The 16267-nt window shown below is 65.7% G+C and carries 17 protein-coding genes; 6 read left to right on the forward strand and 11 right to left on the reverse strand.

Features of this window, described 5'->3' with window-relative positions; genetic code table 11:
- Positions 1-6: 6 nt before the first annotated feature.
- The 6 genes from pheT to AC07X9_RS11250 all read right to left on the reverse strand — a co-directional run bounded on the left by pheT (position 7) and on the right by AC07X9_RS11250 (position 5928).
- Positions 7-2424: a phenylalanine--tRNA ligase subunit beta gene (pheT, locus tag AC07X9_RS11225; RefSeq protein ID WP_017184258.1), complete on the reverse strand. Its 2418-nt coding sequence runs from the start codon at positions 2422-2424 to the stop codon at positions 7-9.
- On the reverse strand, positions 2421-3512 hold the full coding sequence (gene pheS / locus AC07X9_RS11230; protein ID WP_017184257.1) for a phenylalanine--tRNA ligase subunit alpha: 1092 nt from the start codon (positions 3510-3512) through the stop codon (positions 2421-2423). Before pheS ends, pheT begins: the two co-directional genes overlap by 4 nt.
- Positions 3513-3579: 67 nt before the next feature.
- Complete coding sequence (locus AC07X9_RS11235) at positions 3580-4194, reverse strand: LysE family translocator (RefSeq protein ID WP_017184256.1); 615 nt, start codon at positions 4192-4194, stop codon at positions 3580-3582.
- Between the two features lie 214 nt (positions 4195-4408).
- The gene (gene rplT / locus AC07X9_RS11240) at positions 4409-4771 is read right to left on the reverse strand and encodes a 50S ribosomal protein L20 (protein WP_017184255.1); all 363 of its coding nucleotides are present in this window, start codon (positions 4769-4771) and stop codon (positions 4409-4411) included.
- A 13-nt stretch (positions 4772-4784) separates the two neighbouring features.
- Positions 4785-4988, reverse strand: a complete 204-nt coding sequence (rpmI, locus tag AC07X9_RS11245) for a 50S ribosomal protein L35 (protein ID WP_004208916.1) — start codon at positions 4986-4988, stop codon at positions 4785-4787.
- Positions 4989-5118: 130 nt separating this feature from the next.
- Positions 5119-5928: an inositol monophosphatase family protein gene (locus AC07X9_RS11250; RefSeq protein WP_017184254.1), complete on the reverse strand. Its 810-nt coding sequence runs from the start codon at positions 5926-5928 to the stop codon at positions 5119-5121.
- 65 nt (positions 5929-5993) lie between these two features.
- Between AC07X9_RS11250 and AC07X9_RS11255 the strand changes: the two genes are divergently transcribed.
- Complete coding sequence (locus AC07X9_RS11255) at positions 5994-6416, forward strand: VOC family protein (protein WP_017184253.1); 423 nt, start codon at positions 5994-5996, stop codon at positions 6414-6416.
- A 55-nt stretch (positions 6417-6471) separates the two neighbouring features.
- Positions 6472-6708, forward strand: a complete 237-nt coding sequence (locus AC07X9_RS11260; RefSeq protein WP_017184252.1) for a hypothetical protein — start codon at positions 6472-6474, stop codon at positions 6706-6708.
- Positions 6709-6713: 5 nt separating this feature from the next.
- Here AC07X9_RS11260 and AC07X9_RS11265 read toward each other — a convergent pair whose 3' ends face one another.
- Positions 6714-7649, reverse strand: a complete 936-nt coding sequence (locus AC07X9_RS11265; RefSeq protein WP_006952279.1) for a ribose-phosphate pyrophosphokinase — start codon at positions 7647-7649, stop codon at positions 6714-6716.
- A gap of 134 nt (positions 7650-7783) precedes the next feature.
- Here AC07X9_RS11265 and AC07X9_RS11270 point away from each other — a divergent pair, with 134 nt between their 5' ends.
- A complete protein-coding gene (locus AC07X9_RS11270) occupies positions 7784-9445 on the forward strand; it encodes an NAD+ synthase (protein ID WP_017184251.1) in 1662 nt (553 codons plus the stop codon).
- 39 nt (positions 9446-9484) lie between these two features.
- Positions 9485-10813 carry a glutamate--tRNA ligase gene (gltX, locus tag AC07X9_RS11275; protein ID WP_017184250.1) on the forward strand — a complete coding sequence of 443 codons (1329 nt, stop codon included), beginning with the start codon at positions 9485-9487 and terminating at the stop codon, positions 10811-10813.
- Between the two features lie 37 nt (positions 10814-10850).
- On the opposite strand, the gene AC07X9_RS11280 is transcribed toward gltX, so the two are convergent.
- The 4 genes from AC07X9_RS11280 to hemC all read right to left on the reverse strand — a co-directional run bounded on the left by AC07X9_RS11280 (position 10851) and on the right by hemC (position 14203).
- A complete protein-coding gene (locus AC07X9_RS11280) occupies positions 10851-11594 on the reverse strand; it encodes an esterase/lipase family protein (protein ID WP_017184249.1) in 744 nt (247 codons plus the stop codon).
- 109 nt (positions 11595-11703) lie between these two features.
- Positions 11704-12612, reverse strand: coding sequence for a hypothetical protein (locus tag AC07X9_RS11285; RefSeq protein ID WP_017184248.1), 909 nt, complete (start codon positions 12610-12612; stop codon positions 11704-11706).
- Complete coding sequence (locus AC07X9_RS11290) at positions 12609-13280, reverse strand: uroporphyrinogen-III synthase (protein WP_017184247.1); 672 nt, start codon at positions 13278-13280, stop codon at positions 12609-12611. Before AC07X9_RS11290 ends, AC07X9_RS11285 begins: the two co-directional genes overlap by 4 nt.
- The gene (hemC, locus tag AC07X9_RS11295) at positions 13277-14203 is read right to left on the reverse strand and encodes a hydroxymethylbilane synthase (protein WP_017184246.1); all 927 of its coding nucleotides are present in this window, start codon (positions 14201-14203) and stop codon (positions 13277-13279) included. The genes AC07X9_RS11290 and hemC overlap by 4 nt, the downstream gene beginning before the upstream one ends.
- 44 nt (positions 14204-14247) lie before the next feature.
- Between hemC and tsaD the strand changes: the two genes are divergently transcribed.
- Together tsaD and AC07X9_RS11305 are read left to right on the forward strand one after the other, a co-directional pair.
- Entirely contained in the window at positions 14248-15282 is a 1035-nt protein-coding gene (gene tsaD, locus AC07X9_RS11300; RefSeq protein WP_086485967.1) for a tRNA (adenosine(37)-N6)-threonylcarbamoyltransferase complex transferase subunit TsaD, read from the forward strand.
- A gap of 11 nt (positions 15283-15293) precedes the next feature.
- A complete protein-coding gene (locus tag AC07X9_RS11305; protein WP_026002599.1) occupies positions 15294-16265 on the forward strand; it encodes an NAD(P)H-dependent glycerol-3-phosphate dehydrogenase in 972 nt (323 codons plus the stop codon).
- Positions 16266-16267: the final 2 nt, after the last annotated feature.

A 16267-nucleotide genomic window follows, 5' to 3' on the forward strand; every position in this document is an offset into this window, starting at 1 on the left:
TCCATCCTATCCGCGCAGCACCCCGCCCAGCTTCTGCGCCGCCTTGACGATGGCCGCGCTGATCGTGTCCAGCTCCTCCTGGGTAAAGCTCTTCTCGCCCGGCTGGAGCGTCACTTCAATGGCGAGCGACTTGCTGCCTTCGTCCACGCCCGGCCCGGTGAAGACGTCGAACAGGCGCGCGTCCACAATCGCCTTCTTGTCCGCGCCCTTGACGGCGCGAACCAGCGCATCGGCCTCGACCGAGTCAGCCACGACAAAGGCGAAGTCGCGCTTCACCGCCTGCAAGGCGGGTGGCGCATAGGGCGCGCGCATGAAGCCCGACTTGCGCTTGCCCGGTATCGCATCGAGGAAGATTTCACCCGCCACCACCGTGCCGCTCAACCCGAATTGCTTGGCAAGGCCGGGATGCAACACGCCATATTCGGCCAGCACCACCTTGGGGCCAAGCCGCAGCGTGCCTGACTGACCGGGATGATAGGCGGCAGATGCCTCGCCGAAGTTCTGGAGGTTGGCGACCGGCGCACCCGCCGCAGCCAGCAGCGCCATGACGTCCGCCTTGGCGTCATAGGCGGTGAAGGGCTGGGCCTTGCCATCCTGCCAGCTGCGCGGTTGCTTCTCGCCCGCCAGCACGAAGCCAACGGTCGCCCGCTCACCCTGTTTGAAATAGCGCCGTCCCAGCTCGAACAGCCGCACCGACGCAGCGCCGCGATCCATGTTGCGGCGACTGGCCGACAGCAGGCCCGGCAGCAGCGAAGGGCGCATGACCTTCAAATCTTCCGAGATCGGATTGGCCAGGGTCCACTGCCCCCCGCCCACGGAAGCGGCTTCCTTTTCCGACAGGAAGGACCAGTTGATCGCCTCGGCAAGGCCGCGCGCCGCCGCCGTGCGGCGTACGCGGCGCTCGACCAGCTGCTCCGCCGTCGCGGTCGGGCGGGCGACGCCCGGCATGCGCGGCAACGGGGTGGATGGCACATGCTCCAGCCCGACGATCCGCACCACTTCCTCGACAATGTCGGGCCAGCCATCGATGTCGCGGCGCCAGCTCGGCACCGTGATCGACCAGATGCCCGGCACGGTCACCGGCACGCCATCCTCATAATCGGTGCGATTGTCCTGCCCGCTTACGACAAAGCCCAGGCTTTCGAGGATGCGTTTCTGTTCGTCCGCCGCCACATAGACGCCCGCCAGCGTCAGGCACTGGTCGGGCCGGTAATCCACAAGCTTGGGTGTTACCGGCGGCGCCCCCGCATGGGTCGCTTCGCTGGGCGTACCACCGCACAGATGCGTCACAAGGCTGGTCGCGATCGACAGGCCATCGTCCAGAAAGGCCGGGTCAACGCCGCGCTCGAACCGCCCGCGCGCGTCCGAGGTCAGGCTGAGCTTCTGGCCCGTCATCGCGATCCGTTCGGGCGTGAAATAGGCGCATTCGATCAGCACGTCGGTCGTGCCGTCCTGAGCGCCCGAATGTTCGCCGCCCATGATGCCGCCAATGTCATGGACAGCTTCATCGTCTGCGATGACGGTCATCGTCTCATCGACGGTGTAGGTCTTGCCGTTGAGCGCCAGCACCTGTTCGCCCGCCTTGCCCTTGCGCGCGACCAGGCCGCCTTTCAGGCTTGCCATGTCATAGACGTGCAGCGGTCGGCCCAGGTCGATCATGATATAGTTGGTGATGTCGACCAGGGTGCTGATCGGCTTCTGCCCGATCGCCTTCAGGCGCTTGGCCATCCATTCGGGCGACTGGCCATTGGTGACGCCGCGCACGGTGCGCGCGAAAAAGGCCGGACAGCCTTCCATATCCTCGGTCTGCACGTCCGGACCCGGCCCCACACCCGCAATATCCGGCACGATGATGGCGTTCAGCGTACCCAGCCCAGCCGCCGCCAGATCGCGCGCGATGCCGCGCACGCCCATGCAATCCTGCCGGTTGGGCGTGATCGACACGTCGATGACCGGATCATTTAGGCCCGCCCAGTCGGCATAGACCTGCCCGACCGGCGCGGCTGCATCCAGTTCGATGATGCCGTCATGATCGTCACCCAGCTCCAGTTCGCGGGTCGAACACATCATCCCGTTGGATTCGACGCCCCGGATCGCGGTCTTTTTCAGCACCATGCCATTGGCGGGAACGACGGCACCCTCGATCCCGAACACGCCGACAAGGCCCGCGCGCGCATTGGGCGCGCCGCACACGACCTGAAGCGGTGCGCCATCGCCATGATCGACGGTCAGAACCTGCAGTTTATCGGCCTGCGGGTGACGATCGGCGGTCAAGACCTTCGCGATCTTGAAGCCACCCAGCTTTTCTGCCGGATTTTCGACACCGTCGACCTCCAGCCCGATGGCGTTGAGCGTCTTGAGGATGGTGGCCAGGTCGGCATCGGTCTTGAGATGCGTCTTGAGCCAGCTCAGTGTGAACTTCATGCGCCCACTCCTCCGCTCAGCGTGGGTACGTCCAGCGCTGAAAAACCATAATGTTTGAGCCAGCGCAGGTCGCCGTCGAAGAAGGCACGCAAATCGTTCATCCCATATTTGAGCATGGCGAGGCGATCGACCCCGGTGCCAAAGGCAAAGCCCTGCCATTCGTCAGGGTCCAGTCCGCATGCCTCGATCACGCGACGGTTCACCATGCCGCTGCCCAGCACCTCCAGCCAGCCGCCATCCGCTGCATCGCCGTCGCCGCCGATCACACGCTGGCCGTTCACCAGCGTATAGCCGACATCGACCTCGACAGAGGGTTCGGTGAAGGGGAAATAGCTGGGGCGCAGCCGCAGCACGATATCCTCGCGCTCGAAAAAGGCCTTCAGGAAGGTCTCCAGCGTCCATTTGAGATGGCCGAGCGTGATCCCCTTGTCGATCACCAGCCCCTCGATCTGGTGGAACATCGGCGTGTGGGTGGCATCGCTGTCGCTGCGATAGACGCGGCCGGGCGCGATGATGCGGATCGGCGGCGCCTGCGTCATCATCGTGCGAATCTGCACCGGCGATGTATGGGTGCGCAGCAGCATCCGCTTCTGACCTTCCTCGTCGGGGAAGTAGAAAGTGTCGTGCATCGCACGCGCAGGATGCGTCTCAGGAATGTTGAGCGCGGTGAAATTATGCCAGTCGTCCTCGATCTCCGGCCCGGTCGCGACCGAAAAGCCCAGATCCGCGAAGATTTCCGCCAGTTCGTCCATCACCTGCGAAACCGGATGCACCGACCCTTGCGGCCCCACATCGGCGGGCAGCGTCATGTCGATCTTTTCCGACGCCAGACGCGCATCCAGCGCCGCCTGCTCCAGCGCCGCCTTCTTCGCGACAATCGCGGCGGTCACGGATTCGCGCAGATCCTGGATCGGCGGCCCCTTTTCCAGCCGCTCGTCCGGCGACATGGCGCCCAGCGTCTTGAGCAGCCCGGTCACGACGCCGTTCTTGCCCAGCGCGCCGACGCGGAGCGCTTCCACCGCGTCCAGCGTGTCTGCGGCATCAATGTCGGCGATCAGCCCGGCTTTCAATGCGCTAATGTCTGTCATCTGATGTCATTCCTGAGAAGCGGAAATATTGCCGCGCCTTAGCGAGACGCGCCGCGCAATGGAAGGCTTACGCCCGCGCGCCCAGCAATGCGCCGCCAAAGCCAACGAACATCACGCCGCTCGCCCGGTTGAACAGGCGCTGGCGGTTCACCGGCTCCAGCCAGCGGGCCAGCTTGACCCCGCCGAGCGCGTAAATGCTGTACCAAAAGCTTTCGATCACCACGAAACTGACCACCAGGATCGCCAGCTGCACCCCGAACGGACGGTCTGTGTCGATGAACTGCGGGAACAGGGCCGCCGCAAAGATGATCAGCTTGGGATTGGACAATCCGGTCAAAAGCCCGGTCGCATAAAGCGCATGATGGGACCGTGCAGGCGCGGCGGTGGCGGCAAGGCCGACTGGCGCGCGCCATGCCTTGATCCCCAGCCAGACCAGATAGGCGACCCCGGCATAGCGCAGCACGTCGAACAGGCGCGGCGAAGCCTTGAGCAACGCCCCAAGTCCCAGCGCCGACGCGATCAGGCACAGCAGCACCGCACTCATCAGACCCGCCATGGTCGCCAGCGCACGGCGCGGGCCATGGGCAATGCTCTGCGTCATCACATGCAGCATGTTCGGCCCCGGCGTGGCGGAGATCAGGAACACGGCAGTCACATATAGCCACCAGAGATGCAGCGACATCGGGTTGGTCCTTTTGATGTCCGGCCAACCCCAAATCCGTTCGGGCTGAGCCTGTCGAAGCCCCCGCCTGAGCGTAGCGAAGGCGCCTCACTCCGTTCGGTGGTGCCCTTCGACTTCGCTCAGGGCGAACGGGTTAGTAGGATCGCAACAAACAAAAAGGGCGCCGGAAGCATCTGCCCCGGCGCCCTTTTGACGATCTTGCGACCGACCGGCCTTATGCTGCGGGCAGCGCAGCCTTGGCCTGGGCGATGATGGCGCTAAACGCCTCGCCTTCGTGCATCGCAATGTCGGCCAGAACCTTGCGGTCCAGCTGCACGCCGGCCAGCTTCAGGCCGTGCATGAATTGCGAATAGGTCAGGCCTTCAGCGCGGACACCCGCGTTGATGCGCTGGATCCACAGGCCACGGAAGCTGCGCTTCTTGACCTTGCGATCGCGGTAGGCGTACTGGCCGGCCTTTTCGACCGCCTGACGGGCGACGCGGATGGTATTCTTGCGACGGCCATAATAGCCCTTCGCCTGTTCCAGAATCCGCTTGTGCTTGGCGCGGGTGGTTACACCCCGTTTGACGCGTGCCATTGTCCCTTACTCCTTACTTCAGGCCGTAGGGTGCCCAGAGGCGGACGTGAGCCACGTCGGCATCGGACAGCACGGAAGTACCACGGTTCTGGCGAATATATTTGGCGTTGTGGCTGATCAGGCGGTGACGCTTGCCAGCGACGCCGTGCTTGACCTTGCCGGAAGCGGTGAACTTGAAGCGCTTCTTCACACCGCTCTTGGTCTTGAGCTTGGGCATTTTCGTCTCCTTTGCGTAGCGCGACGATTGCAGACAGCCCCGGCAGCCCTAGTTAGCCGGGCGGTCCCACTGAATCGCGAAGGGCGCGCATAGGCGGGTATGCACGGAAAGGCAAGCGATTCGCGGAATTTCAATGATGATGATGGTCTGTCGCCCCAGCCATCGCTTCCAGCACATCTTCCAGCCGGGCCGGATCGCCCAGCGCCAGAACACGCCCATCGCTGTCCGCCGTCAGCGGCTCGCCATTCCAGTCGCACATCAACCCGCCCGCGCCCTCGACCACTGGCACCAGCGCGGCAAAATCATAGGATTGCAGACCCGATTCGATCACGATGTCGAGGAAGCCGGACGCAACCAGACCGTAATTATAGCAATCGCCGCCATAGACCGGCCCCTGACGCGGCGATCCACCGGAAACCGCCGCGACCAGCGCCATATAATAAGGCACATCGCCATCGTCGAAGAGGTGCGGGCTGGTCGTCGCAATGCCTGCCCCCTCCAGTGCGCGGCAGACGCGGGTGCGAACCGGCTGGCCATTGAACGTCGTCGGCTGCCCGGCCATCCCGGCCCAGCGTTCATTGGCGATCGGCTGGTCAATGACGCCGATCGTCGGCCAGCCGCCCTGTGTCAGCGCGATCAGCGTGCCAAAGATCGGCCGCCCGGCGATGAAGCTGCGGGTGCCGTCGATGGGGTCGAGTATCCACACCCGCTCGGCGCCTTCCCGCACCGATCCATATTCCTCGCCAATGATGCCGTCGCCCGGACGCTCCTTCTCCAAAATCGCTCGAATCGCCGCCTCTGCTGCGCGATCGGCCTGCGTCACCGGCGATTTGTCCGCCTTATATTCCATGTCATAGCGGGCGCGGAAAAAGGGGCGGATCGCCGCGCCGGCGGCGTCGGCAAGGTGGTTGGCCAGGGCCAGATCATCACGGGTGGTCATGCCCTTCGCCTAGCGGCTGCGCGGCCGTTGCGCTAGACTGCGGATCTATGGAGAAGGAGGGAAAAATGCCCGGTTCGCCCGTTATCCCATGCCTGCGCTATGCCGATGCCCCCGCCGCTATCGACTTTCTGTGCGAAGCCTTCGGTTTCGTGCGCCACGCCGTCTATGCCGATGATGCCGACCCCGGCATCATCCACCATGCCCAACTGGTGCTGAATGACGGCATGGTGATGCTCGGCAGTGTGCAGGACATGGCCGCCGAATCGCTCTACACATGGTCCACCGCGCGCGACCTGGGCGGGGTGACGGGGTGCGTCTATGTCGTGGTGCCCGATGTCGATGCCCATTGCCTCCATGCCCGCAACGAAGGCGCCGTGGTGGTCGATGAGCCGCATGATAATGACGGTTATCCGGGGCGCGGATACAGCGCGCTCGACCCGGAAGGCAATGTCTGGAGCTTTGGCAGCTACGATCCCTGGGCCGCTTAAGCCTTCGGCAACCTCGTCGCGCTAGTCTTGGGGACTGGATGGCGGGAGCGGGCGCATGGCGCTGATCGGCTGGTTTTTGAGTTTTGTCGGCCTGTTCGCAGGGCTTGCGCTGCGGCAGGACATGCCGGTCGGCGGCGCGGCCACCCTGTCCAACCTGCTGATCGCGCTCGCAGTGCTGGCTTGCCCCATGATCTGGCAGGGCAAGCCGCTTGGCATATCACGCGGCCAGCGCGTCGTGGCCGCGCTGATCATGATCCTGTCCTTGCCGCTGGTACTGCTGCCAGCAGGTTAGACCCCTCAATCGAACAGGCTGGACACCGAACTTTCGTCCGCAATCCGCTTGATCGCCTCGCCCAGCAAAGGGGCGATCGGCAGGTGGCGGATATGGGCGGCATTGTTGACCGCGTCCGTCCCCTGGATCGAATCGGTGATCACCAGTTCCAGCAGGTCCGACGCCTCGACCCGCGCGACCGCGCCGCCCGACAGCACGCCATGGCTGACATAGGCGACGACTTCCTCTGCCCCTGCGGCTTTCAATGCGCTCGCCGCGTTGCACAGCGTCCCCGCCGAATCGACGATGTCGTCGATCAGCACGCAGAAACGGCCCGACACGTCACCGATGATGTTCATGACTTCCGATTCGCCCGCGCGCTCGCGGCGCTTGTCGACGATGGCAAGCGGGGCATTGTCGAGCCGCTTGGCCAGCGCCCGCGCGCGCACCACGCCGCCGACGTCGGGCGACACGACCATGATGTTGCGATCGCCAAAGCGCGCCTGAATGTCGGCCGACATGACCGGCGCACCGAACAGGTTATCGGTCGGAATGTCGAAGAAACCCTGAATCTGTCCCGCGTGCAGATCGACCGACAGGACGCGGTCGGCACCTGCCTTGGTAATCAGGTTGGCGACCAGCTTGGCGCTGATGGGCGTGCGCGGGCCGGGCTTGCGGTCCTGCCGGGCATAGCCGAAATAGGGGACGACCGCGGTGATACGCTTGGCCGATGCGCGCTTGAGCGCATCGATCATGATCAGCAATTCCATCAGATTATCGTTGGTCGGATAGCTGGTGGACTGGATCACGAACACATCCTCACCCCGGACATTTTCGTGGATTTCCACGAACACTTCCTCATCGGCGAAGCGGCGGACGCTGGCGTCGGTCAGGGGAATTTCGATATAATCGGCGATGGCGGCCGCGAGCGGCTTGTTGGAATTGCCGGTCATGAGCTTCATGGCCAAGTTCCCCTGCTATTTGGCGGCGTGACGAATTGATGACGCTGCGTGAAAACGCCGCCCCTTTAGCCGCGTCCGTTCCTGCTGGAAAGGCGCTTTTGCGCGTGGCGGCAAAATGCTCTAACGGCCCGACCATGACCGACAAACTCGTGATCGCCCTTGCCCAGATGACCCAATCGGTGGGCGACCTTGCCGCCAATGCCGACGCGATGCTGGCATGGCGGGACAGGGCCGTGGGCGCGGACCTGATCGTCTATCCCGAATTGCAGCTGATCGGCTATCCGCCCGAAGATCTGGTGCTGAAACCCGCTTTGGTCGAGCGCGCGAATCAGGAGCTGGACCGGCTGGCGCAGGCGACGGCGGATGGCGGCCCGGCGATGCTGGTCGGCACCGTGGTTGCCGCCCAGGGCGTCCTGTTCAACGTCGTCGCGTTGCTGGAAGGCGGCGCAGTCACCCAGATCCGGCAGAAGCGCGAACTGCCCAATTATGGCACGTTCGACGAAAAACGCCTGTTCGCCCCCGGCCCGCTGCCCGCGCCGATCGCCTTTCGCGGGGTGAAGATCGGCGTACCGATCTGCGAGGATATATGGTTCCCCTTCGTCACCGCGCATCTGAAAGCGGAAGGGGCGGAGATTTTGATCAGCCCCAATGGCAGCCCCTATGAGGTGGACAAGGATGACCGCCGCCAGACCATGGTGGCGGGCGCGCGGGTGCGCGAAACCGGCCTGCCGCTGGCCTATCTCAACCGCGTCGGCGGGCAGGATGAACTGGTGTTCGACGGCGCGTCCTTCGTGATGAACGCCGATTTCGGCATCGCTCAGCAAATGCCTGACTGGGAAGAAGCGCTGGTGCTGACCCATTGGGAAAAATGGGACGGCCAGTGGGTCTGCCTGCCCGGCGAGGTCCATGTTCTGGATGAGCGGCCTGCCGACATTTATAATGCGATGGTGCTGGGCCTGCGCGACTATGTGAACCGCAATCGCTTTCCCGGCGTGGTGCTGGGCCTGTCGGGCGGGATCGATTCGGCGCTCTCCGCCGCAGTCGCGGTCGATGCGCTGGGGGCCGATCGCGTCTGGTGTGTGATGATGCCGTCGCGCTTCACCAGTCAGGAAAGCCTGGACGATGCCGTCGAATGCGCGCGGCTTCTGGGCGTGCGGTACGACACTATCCCCATCGAACCGGCAGTCGGCGCGTTCGACACGATGCTGGGCGAAGTGTTTGCGGGTCGCCAGCGCGACCTGACCGAGGAAAATATCCAGTCGCGTATCCGGGGCGTAACGCTGATGGCGCTGTCCAACAAATTCGGCCACATGCTGCTGACCACCGGCAACAAGAGCGAGATGTCGGTCGGCTACGCCACCATTTATGGCGACATGGCGGGCGGCTATTCGGTGTTGAAGGACGCCTATAAGACCACGGTGTTCGACCTCTGCCGCTGGCGCAACGACAATGTCCCGACGCTGGGCGAAGGCTTTGGCCCCGCCGGCCCGGTCATGCCCGAAAGGGTCATCACCAAGCCGCCAAGCGCCGAACTGCGCCCCGACCAGCGCGACGATGACAGCCTGCCCCCCTATGAGGTGCTGGACCCGATCCTCTATGGCCTGGTGGAGGAGGAATTGTCGGTGGAACAACTGGTCGCGCGCGGTTTCGATCGCGATACGGTCGCGCGGATCGAACGGCTGCTTTATGTCGCGGAATATAAACGCCGCCAGTCCCCGCCCGGCGTCAAACTGGGCAGCCGCAATTTCGGCCGCGACCGGCGCTATCCGATCACCAACGCATTTCGCACCCTTTAACAACCTCCGTTCGAACCGAACGGGGAATGAGTGATAAACATGACCGTCATCACCCGCTTCGCCCCCTCGCCCACCGGCCACCTTCATGTCGGCAATATCCGCGCCGCGCTGCATAACTGGCTGTGGGCGCAAAAAAGCGGCGGGCAATTTCTCCTGCGGCTCGACGATACCGACCTCGAACGCTCACGCACCGAATATGCCGATGCCATCCGCGCCGACCTGCAATGGCTGGGGCTCCGTTGGGACGCCGAAGCGAAGCAGTCCGACCGCTTCGCCCTTTATGAAGCGCGGTTCGAGGCGCTCAGGGCGTCGGGCCATGTCTATCCCGCCTATGAGACGCAACAGGAACTGGAGCTTCGGCGCAAAATCCTGCTGGGGCGCGGCCTGCCGCCGGTCTATGATCGCGCCGCGCTGACGCTGACGCCGGATCAGATCGCCGCCTATGAAGCCGAAGGGCGCGCGCCCCACTGGCGTTTCAAGCTGGACCATGACCAGCCCATCGTCTGGACCGACCTCATCCGCGGCGAGCAGCGTTTCGACCCCAAAACATTGTCCGATCCGGTCATTCGCCGCGCCGATGGCAGTTGGCTCTATATGCTCCCTTCGGTGATCGACGACATTGACATGGGCGTCACCCACGTCCTGCGCGGGGAGGATCATGTGTCCAACACCGCGACACAAATCCAGATGTTCACGGCCTTGGGCACGCCGCTCCCGGCCTTTGCCCATGAAGCGTTGCTGACGGGAAGCGAGGGCAAGCTGTCCAAGCGGCTGGGTTCGCTCGGCGTCGCCCATTTCCGCGAAATCGGGCTGGAGCCTGCCGCCATCGCCTCGCTGCTGGCGCGACTGGGCAGTTCGCAACCCATCGAGCCGTTCGCGGACATGCAGCCGCTGGTCGACAGTTTCGACTTTGCCCATTTTGGCCGCGCCCCAGCCCGCTTCGATGAAGGCGAACTCGCCACTCTCAACCAGAAGATCGTTCATCTGCTGCCATATGAGGCGGTTGCCACCCGTCTGCCCGATGGCATGGATGGCCAGGCATGGGACACCATCCGTCCCAATCTGGAGACGGTTGCGGGTGCCGCCGACTGGTGGCGGATCGTCACAGGTCCCGTGGACGCGCCCGCGCCTGATCCGGACGACCGCGCCTTCCTGACCCGCGCCCACGCCATCCTAACGGATGCCCCCTTCGACGCCGACATCTGGCGCACGCTGACCCATGCGCTGAAGGAGGAAAGCGGTCGCAAGGGGAAGGCGCTGTTCCTGCCGCTGCGTCGCGCGCTGACCGGGCTGGATCACGGGCCGGACATGGGACAATTGCTGCCGTTGATTGGGCGGGACGAAGCCCTGGCCCGGCTGCGAACCTAAAGGCGATCCGATCCGCTCTACGCGGGCCTGGATCGCCTCAGGCGCGCGTCAAGGCCAGCGCCTTGCCCACGGCGGCGATGCCTTCCGGGGCGGCCGCGAAACCCATATGGGTGCAATCCACCTCGATCGCGCTATCCCGCTCCCCCCGGCGCCCCTTGGCGCATTCGGGCAGGACCACCCCGTCGCGCCGCGACCAGAGCGCCACGGTCGGAACGGGCGGCTTGACCTCCCGCATGCAGGGAAAGGGCGGGCGATCGACCGGCGTACCTGACACCAGCTGATACAGCCGCCAGGCATGATTGGCACGCGGGTCGCCGGAAAAAGGCGTGCCCAGCGTCACCACGCCGCCGACCTTGGCCGTCGCCAGCTTGGCATATTCGCGCGCATATAGTCCGCCAAGGCTCCAGCCGACCAGCGTCACCGGCCCGCCGGTCGTCCGCCTTATTTCGTCCACCCGCCGGTCGATCGCGTCCAGGCTGTCCGGCTTCGGGCCATAATTGCGCCCCATGCCCCAATGATGGGCATCAAATCCGGCCTTGTTGAGGATCGCGCGCATCGGCTCCATTCGCGCATCCGATGCCAGCAGGCCTGGAATCAGCAGCAGCGTGCGACCATCGCCCTGTATCGTCCGCGCCAATATATCGGCCTGCGCCCGCGTCCGCGCCAGATCGAAGGGCAGCGCCATATTGCCGACCAGATGCTGAATCGAAGGCCGGGCGGCACGGGGGCCGGACGCCAGGCGATCCTTCCAGAAAGTGGTGACGGCAGCATAAGGAGGCACGACGACAAAATCCCTTTGGCCTGGAGGCAAAGATGACACTGTCGTGACAAACGCCGTCCGCGTCCATCGGTTTCGTCGCAACTGATAAACTGTTTATCGCAATATCGGATCAGGGGGCAAGCGGCGACGTCTGCGCGACCGGCGCGCCCTCCGCACTGCGCAACACGCGCGGTTCCAATATGGCTGCCGTTTCGATCAGGTCAAGAGCGCGGCGCGCCTCCAGATAGCGGCGGGCAAGCTGGATCCAGCGATCAGCGGCCGCACGGCCTGGCAGCCGCTCGACCTCTGCCAGCGCGGCATTGACCCGCCCGCCGTCAAGATAGTGGATTGCCCGGTCGAACCCGGCCTGCGGACGGGGCGAAGGAGACGACGCCCGGCGGATCGTCACCAGTTCGCGCGCTTCATGTTCCAGCGCGCTCCACCAGCTCGCATTGGCAGGCGGCGTCGTGGCCCGCTCGCCAATGTCGATCAGCCCCCCGCGCAAGTCGGCCAGTGTCACCGGCTCCCGCGCGGCATTGATGATGGTCGCGACCGCGCGCGGCTGGGCCTGGCCGAAGCGGAGCCGCAACTGCCCTTCGATATAGCCTAATGGCGTCCCGCTATCGAGCGCCCGGCGCGCGGCGAAGGCGACCAGCAGCCCCTCCGCTCGCGCAGCATTGCCCGACGCCGCCTGCGCCTCCACGGTGATGCGTGTCAACCGCTCCTCCAGCTGCACCACGCGCGCGTCGAGCATCTGCGCGGCGTCAATGGACAAGGAGCGCTGCGTCAGGGTCCGCGGGACAGTGCTGGCCTGTGGCGGGGCCATGCTGGCCGCCTGTGGCTGCGGTTCGTCCATGCGGCTCTGGATTTGCGGCCAGGCCCAGATGGTGACGCCAACCCCCACCACAAAGGCCAGAAGGATCAAAACCAGCAGCGGCACCATGCTCCGTCGCCGGGCGGAAGGCGGGGTCGGGGTCATGCTGCCAAGGCCATCCTCGTCGCTCATGCTGCCCCTCTTGCCTGTCATGACATCCGTCATTCGCACAAACCGCGCAAGAGAGCCAGCATGTCGTCATCCCCCGGCTGGTCGGGCGCATGACCGCTGGCCCAGCCGCTTCCGCACGCCGCCAGCGCTTTGGGGCTGATGGCCACGATATGCAGCGCAGCACGCGCAGTCGGCGCGACCTGCTCCGCCAGCCGCTCGCCCGCACGCGGGGAATGGACGAGCAGCACCGATCCCGGCGTCGCATCGTCCAACAGCGCGGGATCGGGCGGCAGACTGGTCATGCTATACACCGCGATCCGCCTGACATGCAGCGATCCTGTCGCCATGGGCGCAACCGTCGTGCCCGCCAGATGCAGCACCGTGCGATGGCCCTCGGTTGCGATCCGCGCGGCGATCGTGCTGGCGTCGGCATCGCCTGCGCTCACCCCGTCAAAGCCCTGCGCCCGCATGGCCGCCGCCGTCGCGCTGCCCACCGCATAAGCGGGCAGTCCGTGATAGGCCGCCAGTGCCGGACCCGCCAGCCGCGCCGCATGGGCGCTGGTCATCAAAAGCGCGTCGAAATCCCCGGCAGGCGGCGGCGTCCATTCCAGCGCCTGGGGCGCGAACAACGGATGCACGACCGCCTCCCATCCCAGCCGCGCCACGGCCTGCGCCGTCCTGCCCGCCCCCGGTTCGGGCCGCAGGACAATAACCCGCCTCATCCCTCGAACAGGGACCGCAGCGCCGGGCTGGCCCGGTCCAGCAGCGATCGACCCATCGCCTGCGCGGCATCGCTGTCATGCCGGTCGATCCGCGCTTCATCGCGTACCGTCTCCTGCCCGTTGGGGCTGATGATCTCTGCGCGAAGGTGCAGCCGGTCGCCATCCACCAGCGCCAGCGCGGCGATCGGCGAATGGCAAGTGCCGCCCAGACCCATCAGCACGTTCCGTTCGGCCATGACGCAATCGAACGTATCGGCGTCACTGATCGCGGCCAGCGCCGCCAGCACGGCTTCATTGTCGGCCAGCGTCTCTATCCCGACCGCCCCCTGCGATGGGGCGGGCAGCATCGTGTCGAAGGGAATCGTGATGCCGACCTCCCCCTGCCCCAGCCGGTCCAGCCCCGCCGCCGCCAGCAGCGTCGCATGAACTTCGCCCGCCGCCAGCTTGGCGAGCCGTGTCGCGACATTGCCCCGGAACAGCGTGATGGTGGCGTCCGGTCGCAACCGCGCCACCTGCGCGGCGCGGCGCGGCGAACTGGTGCCGACCACCGGATTGTCGGGCAGCGCGTCGAAACTGTCTGCCCCGACCAGCTTGTCGCGCACATCGGCGCGCGGCAGCATTGCGGCGATACGCATCGCGGCGGGGCGCAGCGTTTCCACATCCTTCATGCTGTGGACGGCGAAATCTATGTCACCCTCCGCCAGCGCACGGTCCAATTCCTTGGTCCATAACGCCTTTCCGCCAATTTCCGCCAGTGCGCGGTCCTGTATCCGGTCGCCACTGGTCTGGACGGTGACGATGGCCACGGCGCTATCGGGCCAGCCATGGGTATCGCACAAAGCGCGGGCGGTCATGCGGGCCTGGGCCAGCGCAAGGGGCGAACCCCTGGTGCCGAGGCGCAACGGTCGGTCGAACAAAATCATATGCGGCTTGCTCTAATGGGCACGGGCATTAGATGGAAGCGGCAATGACAATCATCCTTGGCCTGGAATCGAGCTGCGATGAAACCGCAGCGGCACTGGTGACGGCCGACGGCAGGATATTGGCGCATCGGCTGGCCACGCAGGAAGAGGCGCACCGCCCCTATGGCGGCGTCGTGCCGGAAATCGCCGCCCGCGCCCATGTTGAGGCCTTGGCGCCCCTGATCGAAGCCGCGCTGACGGATGCGGATATGACGCTCGATCAGGTCGATGTGATCGCCGCGACCGCCGGGCCGGGCCTGATCGGCGGGGTGATGGTGGGTCTGGTGACGGCCAAGGCGCTGGCCCATGCGGCGGGCAAGCCGTTGATCGCGGTCAATCATCTGGAGGGCCACGCCCTTTCGCCCCGCCTGTCCAACCGGACGCTGCAATTCCCCTACCTGCTCTTGCTGGTGTCGGGCGGCCATTGCCAGATTTTGCTGGTGCGCGGCCCCGACGACTATGCGCGTCTGGCCACCACGATCGACGATGCGGCGGGCGAGGCGTTCGACAAGACCGCCAAGCTGCTGGGGCTTGGCTATCCCGGCGGCCCGCAGGTGGAAAAGGCGGCGGCGCAGGGCAATCCCAGGGCCGTTCCCCTGCCCCGCCCGCTGCTCGGCACGGCGGAACCGCATTTCTCCTTCGCGGGCCTGAAAAGCGCGGTCATGCGCGCGGTCCAGTCCGGGCAATATTCGCAACCGGACATTGCGGCGAGTTTCCAGCAGGCGGTGATCGACTGCCTGATCGACCGCACCCGCCGCGCGCTGACGCAGGCGGACGGCATGACCGCGCTGGTCGTGGCGGGCGGCGTCGCAGCCAATCAGGCGATCCGCGCGGCGCTCGAACAGCTGGCGGCGGACCATGGCCTGCCCTTCGCCGCGCCGCCCTTGTGGCTGTGCACCGACAATGCAGCGATGATCGCCTGGGCCGGGGCGGAGCGCTTCGCCGCAGGACTGATCGACGATCTGACCGTTCCCGCCCGGCCGCGCTGGCCATTGGATCCCGCAGCGGAAAAGGCGCGTGGCGCCGGAGTGAAAGCATGAATGGGCAAGGCATGAAGGCGGGCGTCATCGGAGCCGGCGCATGGGGCACGGCGCTGGCGCAGCTGCTCGCCGCCGACGGACAGGCCGTGACGCTGTGGGCGCTGGAGACCGAAGTGGTCGACGCGATCAATGGCGGGCACGAAAATCCGCTCTATCTGCCCGGTATCAAGCTAGCCCCGTCGATCCGGGCGACCGGCGCGATGGCCGACCTGGGCGATTGCGACATGGTGCTGGTGGTCAGCCCGGCGCAACATCTGCGCGATGTCGTCCGCCAGGCTCCAGCCGGTGTGCCGCTGGTCCTGTGTTCCAAGGGGATCGAGGCCGGCTCCGGCCTGCTGATGGGTGAAGTGGCGCGCGCCGTGCAGCCGACATCGCCCATCGCCGTCCTGTCCGGCCCGACCTTCGCCCATGAAGTGGCCAAAGGGTTGCCGACCGCGATCACATTGGCGTGCGACGATGCCGTGCTGGGCGCGCAACTGGCGGCGCGGATCGCCCGCCCGGCGTTCCGGCCCTATCTGTCCGACGACGTCACCGGCGCGGAAATCGGGGGCGCGGTCAAGAATGTGCTGGCGATCGCCTGTGGCGTGGCGGACGGCGCGGGTCTGGGCCTTAACGCCCGCGCGGCGCTGATCAGCCGGGGCTTTGCCGAAATGACGCGCTTTGGCCTGGCGCGCGGGGCGCGGGCGGAGACGCTGGCCGGACTATCGGGGCTGGGCGATCTGGTGCTGACCTGTTCCTCCACCAATTCGCGCAACTTCTCGCTGGGCAAGGGGCTGGGCGAAGGGCGTAGCGCCGCTGAACTCCTGTCCAACCGCCGTACCGTGGCCGAAGGCGCGTTTACCGCCCCGGTGCTGCGCGATGCGGCGCGCGCGGCAGGGGTCGAAATGCCGGTGGTCGAAGCGGTCTGCGCCCTGCTGGCCGACGCTGCGCCGCTCGGCACCGTGATCGACGCGCTGCTCGCGCGCCCGTTGCGGCCCGAATAAGC

This window comes from Sphingobium sp. GW456-12-10-14-TSB1 (genome assembly GCF_059424385.1).